Here is a 17,846-nt window from a genome sequence, read left to right as displayed (position 1 = left end):
TTTAAATCAGGCGTGGCCAAAACAGCGACTTAACGGCTGTTGTACACCTTCTCGGAAGACGATCATCTCGCCGGTTTGCAGCTTTCGCCAATGTTCATTATCAGTCAATGGCTCGGTGGTAATCACTGTCACGATATCGTTTGGCGTAGTTTCTTCACAAAAATCCACCGTTAGCTCTTCGTCTGTCAGCCGAGCGCGGCCAAAGGGTGCCCGCCGGGTAATCCACGAAAGTTTAGTAGAGCAGTAAGCCAGTAGGTATTCAGACTCGGTCAGCAGCATATTAAAGACCCCGAGTTCCCGTAACTGATCAGAGCAGCAGTGAATCAGCTCGATCACCGCAGCAAAATCAGTTGGACGTTCAGGAAAACGCGCTCTCACCTGCCCAAGCAACCAACAAAAAGCATACTCACTATCGGTGGTACCGACCGGGCGATAAAAATCTAACGGCAGATCAAACAACCGTTGATCTAACTGACCATTGTGGGCGAAGGTCCAGCTAAAGCCCCAGAGTTCACGGGTAAATGGGTGAGTATTTTCTAAACAGATACTACCGACATTCGCCTGGCGTATATGACTGATCACGGTTTTACTCTTGATCGGATGCTGTTTGATCAGCTGTGCGATCTCAGATTGACAGCTCGGGGCTGGATCATGGAACACCTGCAACCCTTTACCTTCATAAAAGGCAATTCCCCAGCCATCCTTATGGGGGCCGGTCTCACCACCGCGCTGCATCAAGCCACTAAAGCTAAAGCAAATATCGGTCGGGACGTTGGCACTCATGCCGAGCAGTTCACACATTGTTTAGATAGATTCCTTAGTCGAGTTAAGGGTGACTTTATCAGGTAACGAATCAATAGCATCAATACCGGACTCAATCGTCGGTGTATGATCTAACACACCCACCTCTTTCATGCGTCGCTCACCGATAAAGTTGCCCTCGGGATGAATCGCCATCACTTTACTGATCACCGTTGCAACCACTTTGCCGCCGCGATCGATTTCTAGCTCATCACATATAATTTCGCCCTCGAGCAATCCGCATACGGTAATGTGATTGGCTTTTACTACGCCGTGAACATGGCCACTTTTACCAATTGAGATATTGTCGAGCGAAGAGACATTGCCTTCAAATGTACCGTCAATGTGCATACGGCCAACGATACTCATATCGCCACTAAATTTATTGCCTTCAGCGATAATCGTTATTGCTGAGCCGTTTCCAGCACCTGATTTAGCGGGTACATTTTTCGTAAAGAAGCCCATTTTACACCTTTTACTTCTGCAAACAGTGAATCGAAATTACTTATATTCCAAGCGATAAAAGGCTTGGGGTCGACTGGCCGGAATAAGTAACGCACTTCATAATGAAGATGAGGCCCCGTCGAGCTTCCCGTATTACCGCTTAAACCGATCAGTTGCCCTTTACTAACAAAGGTTCCGCTTTTAATCTTTACATCACTCAGATGCGCGTAATAGGTTTTAAACCCAAGCGCATGCTGCAGTATTATCAGTTTACCAAAGCCACTCGATTTATGTGTCCCCGCGTATTCCACCGCACCATCTGCCGTGGCATAAACAGGAGTACCCACTTTGGCTTTAAAATCGATGCCATTGTGCATAATTTTTTTCTTACGTATCGGATGCATCCGCATACCATAAGAATCATTGATACGCAGGCCGTCAATAGGTTCCCCATTGGGCAACACACTCAGAAAAAATAATCGTTGATTGGTCATCACCGTCAGCGCATCGGCACGGTTTGAGGTCATATCCTTCGAGGGCGGCAAGCCAAGTAAGTCTTCAAGACCAAATAAACTCGCATCCAAGGTTTCGTTGAGTTCACCTATCCGCAGGTTTTCTTCCTGCAATTTATCCCGTTCGACCTTTAATTCCTGCAAGGTAGAAGAAAGCTGATCGAGCTGGCCTTTTTGCAACTCTTGGGTGCCGAGAGTCATCTCATACTGGCTAGAGAGGGAGTTAATACCCTGTTCCAATTCATCGAGTTCATCGGATGTTTTTGCCAACAAAAGATTGGAAATAAAGAAACTACAGATCGATAGTAACAAAAAGAGGACAAGCAGATACCGGGCCAATTGACCCAAGGTGTACTGCCGAGATCCCTGCGCAGTTGTTAATGTAATCACTAATTTTTTACGCAGCATGACCGAAAAACCAAACAACACGATAAGAAATGTCGGTGAAATATACCTTTATTGAGGCCAAAAGTCATAAAAATGACATGAAAATCACGCCATTCTATGACTTTGAGTGGATATAACTTAACTCTCGCCTTTATTCTTACCGCCGATATTTGGGGCTGCTGCAATAATTCGATCCGCTAAACGCGAGAACGGCAAACTCTGAACCCAGACAGTGCCGGTACCAGACAGTGTTGCCAGCCATAATCCTTCGCCACCGAGGAACATCGACTTCAATCCTTTAACCATCTCGATATCATACTCAATGCCCTCACTGAACCCCACCAAGCAACCGGTATCGATACGCAGGGTTTCATTATTCAGCTCCTTTTTCACGACCGTGCCGCCGGCCTGAATAAAGGCCATGCCGTCGCCTTCCAACTTTTGCAGAATAAACCCTTCACCGCCAAAAAAACCTGCTCCAAGCTTGCGCGAGAAAGCCACGGATAGACGGGTGCCTAGCGCTGCGCATAAAAAGGCATCTTTTTGACAATATAACCGCTCACCGGTCTGTGACATATCCACGGGCACGACCATGCCGGGATAAGGCGCGGCAAATGCGACTTTACGTTTCTGCCCGCCGTGGTTGGAGAAATGGGTCATAAACAATGATTCACCGGTAACCATACGCTTACCAGCCGAGAACAGTTTTGAAAACATCCCTTCTTCAGGGTTGGCGCCATCCCCCATCTTGGTTTCAAAACCGATGTCCTGCTCCATGTAGTTCATTGAACCGGCTTCTGCTACCACCGTTTCACCTGGGTCCAGCTCCACTTCCAGCATCGGCATTGAGTCGCCAATAATCTCGTAATCCACTTTATGACACTGCATTATTTTTCTCCTTAATAACCTGCTAGCCGCCCCATTGTTTCATCAGTGGTAGTAATACCGCCAACGTCACCATAGAGACTAAAGTAGTCACCATAATCGTTGCGGAGGTCAGTGTCACCCTCGTGTTGTACTGCTGCGCCAACACATACACCATCGCACCGGTCGGCAGTGCCGCCAGCACCACCGCACTGGCAAGCCAAAAGGGTTCAAGCCCAACCCATAACCCTAAACCAAAGGTAGCCAACGGATGTAAGACTAGTTTCACCAGCGTTAGCCAGGTCAATTCGAAGCTACCCTTGCGCACAGAGAGTCCACTGAGTGAGATCCCCAACGCAAATAACGCTACCGGCGCGGCTGAGGGCGCAAGCATCTGCAGCGGCGTTAAAATCATCGCTGGCAGGCTAACACCACTAATCGATACGACCATCCCTAGCAATGGGGCCATCATGACCGGATTTTTCAACAGCGCTTGCAGCAATAGGGTTTTCAGCTTGCTGAGTATGCCCCCTTCACTGTTCTGCAGTTCAGACATCAGCGCCAACACCAGAATGAACACGAGGTTACTGGCCAAGGTAGCAATAATGACCGGCAAAGCACCCCGATCACCAAACATGAAATAAAAGATCGGCACCCCCATATAGACCGTGTTTGCCCATGCGGCATTCAGTGCGATCACGGTCCAATCAAGGGGTTTGCCCAGCTGCATTTTGCGCCAAGCCAAAAAAGCCATCAGTATCGCGATCAACGAACCACCGATATAGACGCCGATAAAATCCCACTGTAATACCGCTTGAATATCAACGGTTGCCGTAGAGGTAAACATCAAGGCTGGCACAGCGATGTAGTACACATAACGGTTGAGCGCCGATGCACTCGATTCTTCCAATAAGCCCCAGCGGGAACAGCCCCAGCCCAGCACCATCAGAATAAAAACAGGTATAACAATATCAAACAACAACTGCATTAGAGTGTCTCAAAGGGTTAACGATAGGGCCGTCATGTTATCAATATTTCAGCCGTTGGCGAGAGCCTTAAAGACCGACAGAGGATAAAATAATTCACCTCGCCGCACTTGGTTTCTGGTTCGCCGATAATAGAGAAACAAAGGAAACAACGGTTATGCCCTGGCGTTGATAAAATTCGGCAGTTCAGGAGCAACGGTCGTCACCCAACGCGACAGGCGCTAGCAAACAATAATTAAAAAGCCCGGGATCGTATCACCCCGGGCTTTTTATACACGACGAAAACTCAAACGACTAAGCCGTTTTCGCCTGAACCAACCGATAGCAGGGACGGTATTCCTCATAGTCAATTTTCATCCGACGCTGCTGCACAAACGAAGCCAACAACAAATCGAGCTCATTGACCAGGTCAGCATCACCACTTAACTCGAATGGACCAAAGGCTTCAATAGCACGAATACCCGGCTCTTTTACATTACCCGCCACAATCCCTGATAACGCTTTACGCAGCGTTGCTGCCAACAGATAATCCGGCTGATCGCGGGTTAAATCTAACGCGGCCATATTTTCATGGGTCGGCTCAAATGGCAGTTGAAGTTCGGCTGGAATATATAACTGCCAGTTGAAATGGAAAGACTCACCTGTCGCTTTACGATACTCAGTGACCCGTTCTAATCCCGCTTTCATCTTCAATGCCACCTCATATGGGTCATCTACGATGATCTCATACAGGCTTGCAGCTCGCTCACCCAGAGTTGCACGAATAAACTTATCCACGGTTTCAAAGTAGGCTTCACTGCCCTCAGGTCCAGTAAAAATCAGCGGTAATGGGCAAGTACTGTTACGCTCTTGCAGCAAGATCCCCAGCATATAGAGAATCTCTTCTGCCGTGCCTGCCCCCCCAGGAAAAACGATAATACCGTGTCCTAAACGGACAAAGGCTTCCAAGCGTTTTTCAATGTCTGGCATGATGATCAGTTCATTCACGATGGGGTTGGGCGATTCTGCCGCAATAATGCCAGGTTCAGAAATCCCCACATAGCGAGCGTCGCTCATCCGCTGCTTCGCATGACCTATCGTAGCCCCTTTCATGGGGCCTTTCATCGCGCCAGGACCACAGCCGGTACAGACACTCATGCTTCGCAACCCAAGTTCGTAGCCGACCTGTTTGGTGTAAATATATTCCTCTCGACTGATCGAATGGCCGCCCCAACAGACCACCAAATGAGGTTTAACATGGGGTTCAATCGCCTTTGCGTGACGCAGAATATGGAACACCATATTGGTAATCTGCTCACCCTCGGCAATGCCATCGCAGCATTGCACGAAGCCATCACCAACATAGAGTAGATCCCGCAACACTGAAAACAGGTGTTCACGTATCCCCTGAATAATTTCACCATCCACGAAGGCGCTCGCAGGCGCATTAATCAACTCTAACTGCACGCCACGGTGCTTTTGACTGACTTTAATATCGAAATCTTTATGTTTTTCCAGCACCTGTTTGGTGCTATCCAATTCACTACCGCAATTCAGTACCGCCAAGGCGCACTGTCGAAATAAGGGATATAAACCCGCTTCGTTGCGGTCTTGCAGCTTGGCCACTTCATAAGGTGAAAGTGTATCCATACTATCTAACGGCGTGATATTGGCCGTTACAAACTGTTCTGTCATCATGGTCCTGCCCCTCTAAATAAACACCCCAGCGCAGAGAGAGTTCTCGGCTGTATACAGGGCTTAGCAGATCGATTATCACCGGCCGCTGTGACCGGCCTGATCCGTCTAAAAAATATCTAACTCAGGTTACAATATAGTTAAAAACTCGACACCACTCCAGTAACTTATTGAAAAAGAAGCATTAACCACCTACTCAACTACCAATTAAACTATCAATAAAGCGAGGTACTTCTTGGCTAGCAGGGCCATACAAGTGACGATCAAAGGCCGATTGTACTTTTGAAGGTTCAAGATTAATTTCAACCGTTTCAGCTCCTGCACGATTGGCCATTTCAACGAAGCCCGCCGCCGGATAAACATGACCAGATGTGCCGATAGCGATAAAAAGATCACAGCTTTCGAGGACATCATAGATCAGCTCCATCTGCATCGGCAGCTCACCAAACCAGACAATATCAGGTCTCAGCGTACCTTGATGATCGCAACACTGACAACGGGCATCGGGTAACACAGGTCCGTGATGAGAGAACACCTGACCCGAGGTAGTACACCGAAGATTCAACAACTCTCCGTGCATGTGAATCAAATTCTGACTCCCGGCCCGTTCATGCAAATTATCGATATTTTGCGTCACCAACAGTAACTCACCGGTAAACTGCTGCTCTAATCGAGCCAACGCCTGATGGGCCAAGTTAGGTTGAATATCTGGTTGTAACAACTGCTTTCGGCGCTGATTATAAAACCGATGCACTAACCCAGGATCTCGCTCGAAGGCCTCGGGGGTGGCGACATCTTCAATCTGATGATCCTCCCATAAACCATCCGCTGCACGAAATGTTCTGATACCGGACTCAGCGGAAATTCCCGCACCGGTGAGAATCACAATATTCTGATATAGCACAGCACATCTCCCTAAAAATGCTATCGACGGCTTTAATCCTACGCCAACTTCTGCTTAACTAACCATACAGACCGGCAGTTTTTTTACCGGCAACTGTGTAAACATCTGAGTCGGCTCGAGAAGGAAACCCGTATGAGTGCTGATAAACTCTATATCCTCGATACCAATGTTTTACTGCATGATCCTAACTGCCTGTACGAATTTAAAGAGCAGGATGTCGCTATCCCGATGACCGTCCTAGAGGAACTGGACAATATTAAGGACCGCAAGCAAAGCGTGGCACAGGAAGCCCGTCACGTTATCAGAGCCATCGACAATATCCTCAGTGCTGCCACCCCCTCACAGATTCTCAAAGGGGTCCAGATTTTAGTGCCCGGCACCGATGATGCCACTAAACTGGGGAAACTAAGTATTTTCCCCGATCACGAACTCACCACTCGTCAGGGTTTCCTGCCGGATAACAAGAACAACGATAACCATATTATCAACTGCGCTCTGCACCTACAGGGCAGTGACCCACATCGCGAAATCGTATTGGTCACCAAAGATATCAATATGCGCCTCAAGGCACTCGGTGCCGGATTACAAAAAGTTGAAGATTACCGCAAAGATCAACTGGTATCGGATTTAGATCTGCTGCCCTCAGGCCACTTTCATATTGACGGTAATTTCTGGGAAAACGTTGATAAGGTTAAGAGCTATCAAGAAGGCGCTAATACTTACCATAAAGTCAGTCCTGATCTACTGCCGGATGCCTACCCCTGTCAATATATTTATGACGATTCAAAAGACTTTGCCGCGCGGGTGGTCTCGGTTAATCACGAAGAGATTATACTGCTCGATCTAGGCTACGATAAGTTGATGCAGCAGGAGTGCTGGGGCATTCATCCCATCAATATTTTCCAAGCGTTTGCCATGCAGTCGATTCAGGACCCGGATATTGACCTATGCCTGCTCAATGGCGCAGCAGGTTCGGGTAAAACACTGATCGCGCTGGCCTGTGCACTTGAAATGGTGATCGAACAGAATCGCTATAACAAGATTATCGTCACCCGCTCAACCCCACCGGTGGCAGAAGATATCGGTTTCCTACCCGGCACCGAAGAAGAGAAAATGACCCCTTGGTTGAGTTCTATTCACGATAATTTAGAAGCAATGCACGAAGGTGATGAGCGGCCGCAAAGCAGTGTTAAATATGCGATTGAGAAAGCGAACATTCAGTTCAAATCGCTTAACTTTATCCGTGGCCGTAGTATCCAAAATGCGGTGGTTCTCATTGATGAGGCACAAAACCTCACACCGCAACAACTGAAAACGATTCTCACCCGCTGTGGCAAGGACAGTAAGATGATCTGCCTGGGTAACTTGGCCCAGATCGATTCAAACTATCTGACCGCCCTGACCTCCGGTTTAACCTATGTGGTCGAGCGATTCAAAGGTTTTGAAGGTGCTTCCACTGTTCATTTAGAAGGCATTTTCCGCTCGAGGTTGGCCGAATACGCTGAAGAACACCTCTAATACGGCGTTAATCACTCCAGTTAGACACCTTAAGCCGCTATCTGTATAGCGGCTTTCTTTTATTCCGCTACTCGCTATACCTTTATCAATATGGCAGAGATCAACAACAGACCCCTTCATGCCGGTTTTGCTTGTAACTCTCTGGCCCACAGCGCTACACTTCCATCATGATTTTACGCCGCTGCTTTATTTTTTTAATTCGCACCTACCAATATCTGGTTAGTCCATTCTTGGGGCCTAACTGTCGGTTCTATCCGACTTGTTCGGCGTATACCCTTGAAGCGATTGAAACCCATGGCATTTTAAAAGGCTGCTGGCTCGGCCTAAAACGGATAGGCAAGTGCCACCCCGGTCACCCCGGAGGCTTCGACCCGGTGCCACCGGCATGTTGCGGTGCTAAGCCAATCACCGATGACAAGCCAACCGACCCTCCATAGGCCCGACTTAGCCTCTTTTCATTGACCGGAGCCATGAAGCCAGCTATAGCTTAACTATCTGATTTATAATCCCGTTTGATATAATTGCTGATATAAAGGATAAGGATGTTTAGCACACTTACCGTTATTCTCACGGTTACTTTATATATGGCGGTACTTTTCGGTATCGCCCAAATAGTGGAACGACGCATCAGCCGCCGCGGGGAGGGATTTAAAAGCCCCTGGGTTTATTGCCTGTCACTGGCGGTCTACCATACGTCCTGGACCTTTTATGGCAGTGTCGGTTTCGCGGCAAGTTCTGGATTACAATTTTTAGGCGTCTATATCGGCGCGATACTCGGCATCGCCTTTTGGTGGATCACCCTGCGACGCATGGTCTTTGCCAAAGAGACCTTTCGCATCACCAGCATCGCTGATTTCATCTCTACCCGTTATAACCGCTCCGAAGCCATTGCCGCACTCGTCACACTGATGGCCCTGTTTGGCGTACTGCCCTATATCGCATTGCAACTAAAAGCCGTGGTAGGCTCATTTCAGTTAATTACCGCCCATGATGACAGTTCGATGAGCTGGGATCTGTCCGGCCTATTGATCACACTCTTTATGGTCGCATTTACCATTATGTTTGGTATGCGCAGACTCGACCCGACCGAACGACATCAAGGGATGATGACGGCCTTGGCGGTTGAGTGTTTGGTCAAACTGGTTGCCTTTATCGCGATCGGCCTGTTCGTTAGCTTCAGCCTCTTTAATGGCTTTGATGATATTACCGAACAACTCTTTGAACAGGGATTCGAGCGGGTTATTCAAGTAACCGGCACCCGAGATTCGGGAGTGATGTGGTTAACACTGATCGTACTCAGCTTTGCCGCCATCCAAAACCTACCCAGAATGTTCCATGTCGCGGTAGTAGAGAATGCCGATCACAAACATATTAAAGCGGCTATCTGGATGTTACCGCTGTATATGATTCTCATTAACCTCTTTGTGGTGCCCATTGCCGCCGGCGGTTTATTAATGGGATTACCAGAAGAGTCCGCCGACTTTTATGTTCTCCTATTGCCCCAACTAGCCGGCAATAACGGCCTAACAATGCTGGCCTTTATTGGTGGTTTTTCTGCCGCCACCGGCATGATCATCGTCACCACCATGACACTTTCCACCATGGCCTCTAATCATCTGATTTTGCCGATTATCGAAAGAATGCCCAGCTGCCGTTTTATTAAACCATTGTTACTGCAAATTCGTTGGTTTCTGGCGGCGCTAATTCTGCTTGGCAGTTATGGTTTTGCCATCGAGTTCAGTGATTCCTATATTTTAGTCACCATTGGTTTGATCTCATTTGTCGCCGTACTGCAGTTTTCCCCCGCGCTATTGGGCGGGCTTTTCTGGCGCAAGGGCAACAGTGCCGGGGCCTTACTGGGCTTATTGGCCGGTTTTATTATGTGGACCTACACCCTCATAATTCCCGCTTTCATCGAACACGGTTGGTTATCCGACAGGCTGCTACAGGAGGGTTTACTCGGCTTTGCCCTGCTTCGCCCCGAAGCACTATTTGGCTTCGACGATATTGGCTCTATTCCGCACAGCGTGTTTTGGACAATGCTGGTCAATATCAGTTTTTATATTCTCGGGTCATGGCTTTACCACCCCCACAAAGCAGAGCGTAACCTGACCACCGAGTTTCTTTCCGCTATGCAGCCGGCGCCATTCCGGCAAGCCCGTCCCACTGGACTCGACCGCTATATATCGCTCAATGAGAAACTCAATGAAGCCCAAACACTGCTCGAAGGCTATCTCAGTAGCGATAAGGCCAAAGCCGCACTGACACAAATCACCGATGATCTGCAAGTGACGGGCAAAAGTCATATCGCCATTATCGAGCTACTCGAATTTCACCGGATGCTGGAACATACGCTCGCCGGCTCGATTGGCTCGGCCAGCGCTCATAAAGCCGTGGAAAACAACATTCGCTATAACACCCGCGAATCCACTGACCTTAAAGCCCTATACAAACATCTAGTGACCGAACTAAGTCAGCAACACCACCCTGAACATGGGAATCTCGATAACCATCGCTCAGGGATGCAGAATTACGGCCTAATCAATAACCTGCAGCAGAAGGTCAAGAAGTACCAACACATTATTAAACTGCAGGATAAACGGATTGAAGGCTTGGAAAACAAATTGGAAGTGCGGGTTCAGGACATCTTCCGCTATCGCCTTGAAACGCAGAAGATACGTCAAGAAAACGAAGCACTGAAACGTCAAATTGAGCAATCCCTTGATATAGACACGCCAAGGGATGAAGAGAACTAGTAGATGTAAAAACAGCCGCATAAGCGGCTGTTTCGTTTAACCATAAACCTTAAAGATAGGTTTAATCGTTGTCGTGCTTGTACTGATGAACATCCATCTGTGGGAAAGGAATCGAAATACCTTCCTGATCGAAGCGTAATTTCACATTTTCCGTGGTATCAAATTTAACCGCCCAGAAGTCAGCCGATTTAACCCATGGACGAACCACAAAGTTAACACTGCTATCAGCCAGCTCAGATACTGCAATCACCGGTGCAGGATCTTGTAGAACCCGCTCATCACTGGTCACAATCTCTTCTAACAGTGCTTTAGCTTTCTTCAGATCATCGCCATAACCGATACCAAAGACCATATCCACACGACGAGTATCACGCGCAGAGTAGTTAGTAATAACACCGCTGTAGATATTACCGTTAGGGACGATTACTTCTTTGTTATCTCCAGTACGCATAATGGTGTTGAAAATACTGATATGTTCAACCACACCAGCAACACCCGCCGCTTCAATGAAGTCACCCTCTTTAAACGGACGGAATACAATCAACATCACACCGGCAGCAAAGTTTTGCAGTGAACCTTGCAAAGCCAAACCAACCGCCAAACCTGCAGCACCCACCAGCGCAATCATTGATGTTGTATCAACGCCCAACTGATCTAATGATGCAACGACTACCACCAACAACAGCAGAATATTGGCGATAGCACTGATGAAGTTCACCAGGATATCTTCCATTTTCCCTTTACGTAGGACTTTGCCCAGTAAATTAACAAGGAATTTAGAAACCATCCGACCAATGATAAAGATGGCCGCGGCCATCGCTATATTGATAGCCCAAGGGATGACGTAAATATCGATAAAAGATAGATCCATAGTGTTTTCCTCTATTGTTTTAAGCAGTGTGTTTCAGAATGTATATTTAGAATAGACGCATAAGACTGATCTATCAGAAATAATTCTGAATGGCCGCTCTTCTGCTGGCTGAAATATCTCATAATCCATGCCAAAAAGCCCGTTTAAATCAGTTATTTCCACGCTACAATAGTCGTATGACAGCGGCCCACGAAAATGCACGAATACTCAGCTCATCAGCCTTCGCTAAGCGATTCAGAATAACCGATATTCGACTGCAGCACGTCGTCTCAACTAACCCCCTTATTAACAACATCTTGGGGCCGTTCAATGGCGGATAAATTTCAACTACGCGACTATCAACGCGATGCTGTCGATGCCACCCTACAACATTTTCGTAAAACGAATGACCCTGCCGTTATTGTCTTGCCAACTGGCGCGGGCAAAAGCTTGGTGATCGCCGAGCTAGCCCGTTTAGCACGCCGTAAAATTCTCGTGTTAGCCCATGTCAAAGAACTGGTTGAGCAAAACCACAATAAATACTTAAGTTATGGTTTGCAGGGCGGCCTCTACTCCGCCGGTTTAAAGCAAAAGCAAAGCCATTTTCAGGTTACCTTTGCCAGCGTGCAGTCGGTGGTTCGCAACTTACAAGACTTTGCGACTGAACATTCTTTGGTCATTATCGATGAATGCCACCGGATCAGCGATGATGAAAATAGCCAATATCAACAGATATTTACCCAACTGAGAAGCTTTAACCCACAACTGAAGCTCTTAGGGTTAACCGCCACGCCCTACCGTATGGGCATGGGCTGGATCTACCGTTATCACTATCGCGGCTTCTGCCGCAGCAGTGAACCACGTCCGTTCGAACACTGTATCTACGAACTACCCCTGCAATACATGATTAAGCGAGGGTTTCTTACACCGCCTAATATGGTCGATGCGCCGATCGCCCAGTATGATTTTTCCGCGTTGCAAGCCAATCGTTTCGGTGGCTACGGCGAAGCCGAGGTTAACCAGTTATTAGTCAGCCACCCTCGAGTAACCGAGGCTATCTGTGAGCAGATCAAAACACTGGCACAAGAACGCCAAGGGGTGATGATTTTTGCCGCCACGGTCAAACATGCTTACGAAATCTGCGGCTACCTGCCCGACGAAACCACCGCACTGATCACCGGCGCCACCGCCAATGCAGAACGGGATGAACGGATTCAGCAATTTAAACAGAAACAGATAAAGTATCTGGTCAACGTGGCAGTGTTAACCACCGGGTTTGATGCGCCACATGTGGATTTTATTGCCATCTTACGACCCACTCAGTCGGTATCACTGTTCCAACAGATCGTGGGTCGAGGGCTCAGATTAGCAGAAGGTAAAGAGAATTGTCTGGTGATGGATTACGCCGGTAATGGCTTTAACCTGTTCGCCCCCGAAGTGGGACAACCAAAACCCGATAGCAGCAGTGTACCGGTGCAGGTGTTCTGCCCCGCTTGTGAATTTGCCAATATTTTCTGGGGTAAAACCGACGACGAAGGTCATGTGATTGAGCATTTTGGCCGACGCTGCCAGGGTACACTGCCGGAAGAAAACGGGGCAATGACCCAGTGCGACTATCGTTTTCGTTTTAAGGAGTGCCCACAGTGCAATGCAGAAAATGATATTGCCGCGCGCAACTGTCATCAATGTGGTCACGCCATTATCGATCCAGACGATCAACTTAAAGCAGCACTTAAACTCAAAGATGCGCGAGTCATCCGCTGTGCCGGTATTTCAATGACCGAATCGAAGGGCCGTTTGAAAATCCTTTATCACGATGAGCAGGGGGAGGAACTCAGCGAGCTGTTTGATTTGCACAATAGTCAGCAGCGCAAACGCTTTAACACCCTATATGGCCGCCGTTTTGCTCAAAGCCTAACCCCGCGAACGTTTCAAACACTCGAAGAAGTCTTAGCGGTTGCCCCACTATTCACCGCACCCGATTTTGTCGTGGCACGAAAATCCGGTCAATTCTGGCGCGTTCAAGAACGAGTCTTTGATTATCAGGGTAATTATCGTAAAGCCAATCAGCTCTAAGATACGCACTAGGGCTTACCCGACAACCTCTGATTGACACTTTATTACACGACGGCTGCTATCCCACCGCGGGCTGATCCGGCAACCAGCGCAACGAATCCAACAGGGATTCGATCACCTTTAACCGAGGCGTGCTACGATGACGGATCAAAACCGTCGGCACTATAGCTAGCTCATCCGGCAGCGCCTCTAACGTCAGTTGCTCACGATAAACCGATAGCGCCACCACATTGCGCGGCATCAGCGTGACTCCTAACCCCTGGGCAACACAGCCAAGAATCCCCTCTAATGTACCCAGTTCACTGAGCCCATAACGGTTATCCCTATAATCACGCGCCCACTGTAGCGCTTTATTGCGATACACACAGCCCTCCCGAAACAGCACAAGATTTTCTGCCGCAATCAGTTTTTTAGGTTGCACTAACACCAACTCTTGGCTCAATACATCCATACTGATTAAATCAGAGTGATTAATCGGTCCGGCAACAAAGGCACAATCAATATGATGATCCAGCACTGCCCGCACAAGTTCCGCCGTGGTCGCCGCCATTACCTGTGGTTTCAATTTAGGGCAACACTCTCTCAGCGCACCTAGCAATGGCGGTAAATGGGTAGCTGTGAAAGTCTCCATGGCTCCGATTTTAATTTCCGCCGCGCCTTTTCCTGCCAATCGGACCACCACCCCCGCCTGACGTTCTAACTGTAAAATCTGTTCGGCATAGTCCAACAACACCCGCCCCGGCCGGGTTAATTCCAATCCCCGCCCCTTTCGGGAAAACAATCGAGTACCCAACTCCTCTTCCAAACGTTGAATACGTGTAGTGACATTAGACTGCACTGTATTTAACTGTTTAGCGGCGGCCAACACGCCCCCCTCTTTAGCCACCTTTTCAAAGGTTTTCAGTGCCAGTATTTCCAAAACATCTCCCGCAGACCGCCTGCCATCAAGACAGTAACTGCTCATACAATGGTGTGAATAGCCGAGTCGAATCAGCAACAAATCATTCTTAATTAGAGAACATTTATATCTCTATAATTCGTTTGTAAAGAATAATATAAATATATACGCTTATCACTATAACAATAATAGGCAGCGCATGAATGGACACAACGGATAACAAGCAGCACATGAAGGTGCTGGGATCAGGCCTGCTAGGGCTGATTTTAACCATCGGTATCGCTCGCTTTTGCTATACAACCCTGCTACCCGAAATGCAGTCGCAAGCGGGTCTAACCGACTTAGCGGGCGGATACCTAGCCACCATTAACTATATCGGCTATATGTGTGGTGCTTTGCTCGCTGCCACTGTCGGTAATTTAAAAATCAAAGATCGACTCTACCGCGCAGGCCTAATCACCGCAGTGATTACCACCCTGGCCATGGCATTTACCGATAATATCTGGGCTTGGGGCATACTCCGCTTTTTCTCCGGCCTAAGCAGCGCCAGCGGCATGTTAATCAGTGCCGGTTTAATTATGAATTGGCTACTGCGTCACGGACATCGCCCCGAACTGGGGATTCATTATGCCGGGGCAGGTCTGGGTATTATCGTCAGCGGTCTCGCTGGCGAACTGATGATTGGCCGGCTGGACTGGCATGAGCAGTGGCTAACGGTAGGTATTCTCGGTGCATTGATCGCCATTCCAGCATGGCGCTGGCTGCCCCGCCCTGATACCAGCCATCAAACCAAAGCGGGTGTGCCTTTAAAAGATAACCCCCCTAGCCGTCGCTGGTTGCTACTGTTAGGGATGATGTATTTCTGTGCCGGCTATGCCTACGTGATCAGCGCTACATTTCTGGTCGCTATTGTCGAAGCCCAACCAAGCCTTCAAGGAGATGGCCAAATCGTCTGGATTTTTGTTGGTCTGAGCGCCACACCCGCAGTGATTCTATGGGATCGGATCGCCCGTCAACAGGGAGAGCTTAACGCCCTATTGATCGCCTTTTTAATACAGATTATCGGTATTATTCTGCCCGCCGTGAATGACACACTCTGGGTGGTATTAGTCAGTGCCGTTCTCTATGGCGGTAGTTTTATCGGTATCGTTAGCCTAGTGCTCGCCATGGCCGGGCGTTTCTACCCAACCAAGCCGGCCAAATTGATGGGCAAACTCACGCTGCTATACGGTATTGCCCAGATTGGCGCGCCAGCCATTGCGGGGATCATTGCCGATAGGGGCGGTAGTTATGCCGACTCACTCTATATCGCCGCTGCTATTTCTGTTCTGGGAGCCGGTATGATTCTGATACTCAAAGCCAGCGAAAAACAGGAAATGGCCCTGAACGTGATATAACAAACTATACCTCGACTTGCAGTAACCGCGTGATATCAAATCATCACATGACACTGCGTAAGTAAAGGGGACAAAGCCTGTGATATCCTCACGAATTTTTAATAAATAACATGTAGTTAGCTTAGGAAGGGGACGTTCATAACCCTTGGGGATCAATTATTTCGCCAAAAACAAATTACCACCAGAGCTATGAACGCGATCATTATATTGAATAAAATCATCCCGTTTGTCTGCCCCATATGCATAAAAAAACGACGAAATTCATTAGCTGTCAGTGTCTTGAGCCTAGCGCAAGGGAGTCGCTGTACTGTTACCAGTATTGGGCGTGGAATTCATTCCCAAGTCTATGAAAAACTTCGGATAAAACGCTCAGATAGGTCGCTTTCAAACCCTCACTTACAAAAAGAGTCGCTCTCTACTTATATGTGTCGCTTCTTTACGGGAAAAAGACGCTCTGTCATCAGTGTAGACAGGTCAGATTTAGATGGACGAAAAGAACATTTTCTGTTCAGAGATGCTGTGGCATTTGCAGGGCGGGCGTTGACTTTATATAAGGAAGTACATGGTCTTGAAACCAAAGAGAAACCTCAGACTCATCAACGTTTTCTGGTAATGCTCAAAGCGCTCCTTCCAAGTAACACCAAGCCTACCATTGTCACCGACGCAGGCTTTAAACACCCTGGATTAAGTTGGTAGAAGAGATTGGCTTGGGACTATGTTGGACGTGTACGTAGGCCCCGGAAATATTTCAATGAAGCGAGCTAATCATGGCACTGTATTTCCCATCTGTTCCCAAACACCAGTAGCAGGCCAAAAGAATTAAAACTGGAAGCCCGCACCAACTCGATTTATGATTGAATTTGAAGACTGGTTGAGGGGTTTCATTTAAACTTGGCAGTTACATTGAATTATTGACGAGGTCGCTTTTGCTCGTTCCTCGCTAATTTTATTCCCGCTTAGTAAAGCATTAGATCAACAAACCAATATGGAAGATTCGATGACCTCATACAAACCTGCAACTTGGGAAAAGATCACTGTATTCGCATTGTCATTCTTACTCATATCTCTTGTTGCATATTTACTGGTAAGGAACGAACCTTTCTCTGATCCAAATTTAGTCATATTGATCAGGACTGTTCTAAGCTTAGCGGTTTCTGTGTTGGCAGCGGTCATACCCGGTTTTCTTTACCTCGACTGGAAAGGCAAAGGATTTACTTTAAGGGCCGGCGGTGCCATGGCGGTCTTCGTATTAACATATCTATATTCGCCAACAGTTATACCGATTCAGTTAGAAGTACGCGCCTACGAGTCTTATAACCTACAGATTCCAGAAGATGCAACTGTAACTAAGGCAGACCCTCCTGGCGCTATTGAAGTGCATGATCAGAATTTCTTATCCTTTATGGAGAATAGAGAAACCGATCAACAAATATTCTTTTTGAGCATAAGCGTTCCGTGGGATCTATCGATCGAGGAAGATTTGTCGTTGGTGACAATTCGATACGATACCTTCGAATCCGAAGGGAGGATGATTTCTGTTCCATTGATTAGCAGATTAGGGTCTTACAAGTTTGGCGGACTTAAACAATTTGAAAGTGGATTTGGTCGGACAGATATAGACCGTTTTTCAAGGCGGTCCATCTACAAAGGATTTTTTCAGGTGTTTAAAGAAACGTGTTTTGGTGGAGGGCATTGTTTTTTTAATGTCCAATTTGTACCACCTAATCCTGAACGCGCCGTAGCTACCTACAAATATATGAGTGAAACATAGAGTCAAAG

At 47.7% G+C, this 17,846-nt stretch carries 15 protein-coding genes; 6 read left to right on the top strand and 9 right to left on the bottom strand.

The genetic code is table 11. The features are described 5' to 3' along the window. Nucleotides 1–6: 6 nt before the first annotated feature. The 7 genes from AC0L4K_RS05165 to cobB all read right to left on the bottom strand — a co-directional run bounded on the left by AC0L4K_RS05165 (nt 7) and on the right by cobB (nt 6,572). Entirely contained in the window at nt 7–801 is a 795-nt protein-coding gene (locus tag AC0L4K_RS05165) for a class II glutamine amidotransferase (RefSeq protein WP_417227930.1), read from the bottom strand. Between the two features lie 3 nt (nt 802–804). Continuing rightward, entirely contained in the window at nt 805–1,266 is a 462-nt protein-coding gene (locus tag AC0L4K_RS05160; protein WP_417227929.1) for a bactofilin family protein, read from the bottom strand. Then, nucleotides 1,206–2,165 carry a M23 family metallopeptidase gene (locus tag AC0L4K_RS05155; protein ID WP_417227928.1) on the bottom strand — a complete coding sequence of 320 codons (960 nt, stop codon included), beginning with the start codon at nt 2,163–2,165 and terminating at the stop codon, nt 1,206–1,208. The genes AC0L4K_RS05160 and AC0L4K_RS05155 overlap by 61 nt, the downstream gene beginning before the upstream one ends. Before the next feature lie 117 nt (nt 2,166–2,282). Next, nucleotides 2,283–3,032, bottom strand: coding sequence for a TIGR00266 family protein (locus tag AC0L4K_RS05150; protein WP_417227927.1), 750 nt, complete (start codon nt 3,030–3,032; stop codon nt 2,283–2,285). A 22-nt stretch (nt 3,033–3,054) separates the two neighbouring features. Further along, nucleotides 3,055–3,996, bottom strand: a complete 942-nt coding sequence (locus AC0L4K_RS05145) for an AEC family transporter (protein ID WP_417227926.1) — start codon at nt 3,994–3,996, stop codon at nt 3,055–3,057. Nucleotides 3,997–4,288: 292 nt separating this feature from the next. Then, a complete protein-coding gene (ppnN, locus tag AC0L4K_RS05140) occupies nt 4,289–5,671 on the bottom strand; it encodes a nucleotide 5'-monophosphate nucleosidase PpnN (protein WP_417227925.1) in 1,383 nt (460 codons plus the stop codon). Nucleotides 5,672–5,864: 193 nt separating this feature from the next. Beyond that, the gene (gene cobB, locus AC0L4K_RS05135) at nt 5,865–6,572 is read right to left on the bottom strand and encodes a Sir2 family NAD+-dependent deacetylase (protein ID WP_473268453.1); all 708 of its coding nucleotides are present in this window, start codon (nt 6,570–6,572) and stop codon (nt 5,865–5,867) included. Nucleotides 6,573–6,704: 132 nt separating this feature from the next. Between cobB and AC0L4K_RS05130 the strand changes: the two genes are divergently transcribed. From AC0L4K_RS05130 to AC0L4K_RS05120, 3 genes are all read left to right on the top strand, one after another. After that, a complete protein-coding gene (locus tag AC0L4K_RS05130; protein WP_417227923.1) occupies nt 6,705–8,090 on the top strand; it encodes a PhoH family protein in 1,386 nt (461 codons plus the stop codon). 167 nt (nt 8,091–8,257) lie between these two features. Then, nucleotides 8,258–8,527: a membrane protein insertion efficiency factor YidD gene (gene yidD / locus AC0L4K_RS05125; RefSeq protein ID WP_417227922.1), complete on the top strand. Its 270-nt coding sequence runs from the start codon at nt 8,258–8,260 to the stop codon at nt 8,525–8,527. Nucleotides 8,528–8,632: 105 nt separating this feature from the next. Next, complete coding sequence (locus AC0L4K_RS05120) at nt 8,633–10,846, top strand: sodium:solute symporter family protein (RefSeq protein ID WP_417227921.1); 2,214 nt, start codon at nt 8,633–8,635, stop codon at nt 10,844–10,846. A 61-nt stretch (nt 10,847–10,907) separates the two neighbouring features. On the opposite strand, the gene AC0L4K_RS05115 is transcribed toward AC0L4K_RS05120, so the two are convergent. Next, a complete protein-coding gene (locus tag AC0L4K_RS05115) occupies nt 10,908–11,717 on the bottom strand; it encodes a mechanosensitive ion channel family protein (RefSeq protein ID WP_417227920.1) in 810 nt (269 codons plus the stop codon). 309 nt (nt 11,718–12,026) lie between these two features. Between AC0L4K_RS05115 and radD the strand changes: the two genes are divergently transcribed. Next, complete coding sequence (gene radD, locus AC0L4K_RS05110) at nt 12,027–13,772, top strand: DNA repair helicase RadD (protein ID WP_417227919.1); 1,746 nt, start codon at nt 12,027–12,029, stop codon at nt 13,770–13,772. A 58-nt stretch (nt 13,773–13,830) separates the two neighbouring features. Here radD and AC0L4K_RS05105 read toward each other — a convergent pair whose 3' ends face one another. Further along, nucleotides 13,831–14,691 (bottom strand): LysR family transcriptional regulator, encoded by an 861-nt coding sequence (locus AC0L4K_RS05105; RefSeq protein ID WP_473268452.1) that lies wholly within the window; start codon nt 14,689–14,691, stop codon nt 13,831–13,833. Between the two features lie 182 nt (nt 14,692–14,873). On the opposite strand from AC0L4K_RS05105, the gene AC0L4K_RS05100 reads away from it, so the two are divergent. Beyond that, nucleotides 14,874–16,067 (top strand): YbfB/YjiJ family MFS transporter, encoded by a 1,194-nt coding sequence (locus AC0L4K_RS05100; protein ID WP_473268451.1) that lies wholly within the window; start codon nt 14,874–14,876, stop codon nt 16,065–16,067. Between the two features lie 997 nt (nt 16,068–17,064). Further along, on the top strand, nt 17,065–17,838 hold the full coding sequence (locus AC0L4K_RS05095) for a hypothetical protein (RefSeq protein WP_473268450.1): 774 nt from the start codon (nt 17,065–17,067) through the stop codon (nt 17,836–17,838). Nucleotides 17,839–17,846: the final 8 nt, after the last annotated feature.

The sequence above is a fragment of the Amphritea sp. GJ51-11 genome, assembly GCF_055808735.1.
This window is presented reverse-complemented; position numbering and strand designations above follow the sequence as displayed.

Excerpts from the sequence above, each read along its gene's own strand:
- ppnN (WP_417227925.1), bottom strand. The coding sequence starts at position 5,671 with ATGATGACAGAACAGTTTGTAACGGCCAATATCACGCCGTTAGATAGT.
- AC0L4K_RS05155 (WP_417227928.1), bottom strand. The coding sequence starts at position 2,165 with ATGCTGCGTAAAAAATTAGTGATTACATTAACAACTGCGCAGGGATCT.
- AC0L4K_RS05095 (WP_473268450.1), top strand. The coding sequence starts at position 17,065 with ATGACCTCATACAAACCTGCAACTTGGGAAAAGATCACTGTATTCGCA.
- AC0L4K_RS05115 (WP_417227920.1), bottom strand. The coding sequence starts at position 11,717 with ATGGATCTATCTTTTATCGATATTTACGTCATCCCTTGGGCTATCAAT.
- AC0L4K_RS05100 (WP_473268451.1), top strand. The coding sequence starts at position 14,874 with ATGGACACAACGGATAACAAGCAGCACATGAAGGTGCTGGGATCAGGC.
- AC0L4K_RS05145 (WP_417227926.1), bottom strand. The coding sequence starts at position 3,996 with ATGCAGTTGTTGTTTGATATTGTTATACCTGTTTTTATTCTGATGGTG.
- radD (WP_417227919.1), top strand. The coding sequence starts at position 12,027 with ATGGCGGATAAATTTCAACTACGCGACTATCAACGCGATGCTGTCGAT.
- yidD (WP_417227922.1), top strand. The coding sequence starts at position 8,258 with ATGATTTTACGCCGCTGCTTTATTTTTTTAATTCGCACCTACCAATAT.
- AC0L4K_RS05160 (WP_417227929.1), bottom strand. The coding sequence starts at position 1,266 with ATGGGCTTCTTTACGAAAAATGTACCCGCTAAATCAGGTGCTGGAAAC.
- AC0L4K_RS05150 (WP_417227927.1), bottom strand. The coding sequence starts at position 3,032 with ATGCAGTGTCATAAAGTGGATTACGAGATTATTGGCGACTCAATGCCG.
- AC0L4K_RS05120 (WP_417227921.1), top strand. The coding sequence starts at position 8,633 with ATGTTTAGCACACTTACCGTTATTCTCACGGTTACTTTATATATGGCG.
- AC0L4K_RS05130 (WP_417227923.1), top strand. The coding sequence starts at position 6,705 with ATGAGTGCTGATAAACTCTATATCCTCGATACCAATGTTTTACTGCAT.
- AC0L4K_RS05165 (WP_417227930.1), bottom strand. The coding sequence starts at position 801 with ATGTGTGAACTGCTCGGCATGAGTGCCAACGTCCCGACCGATATTTGC.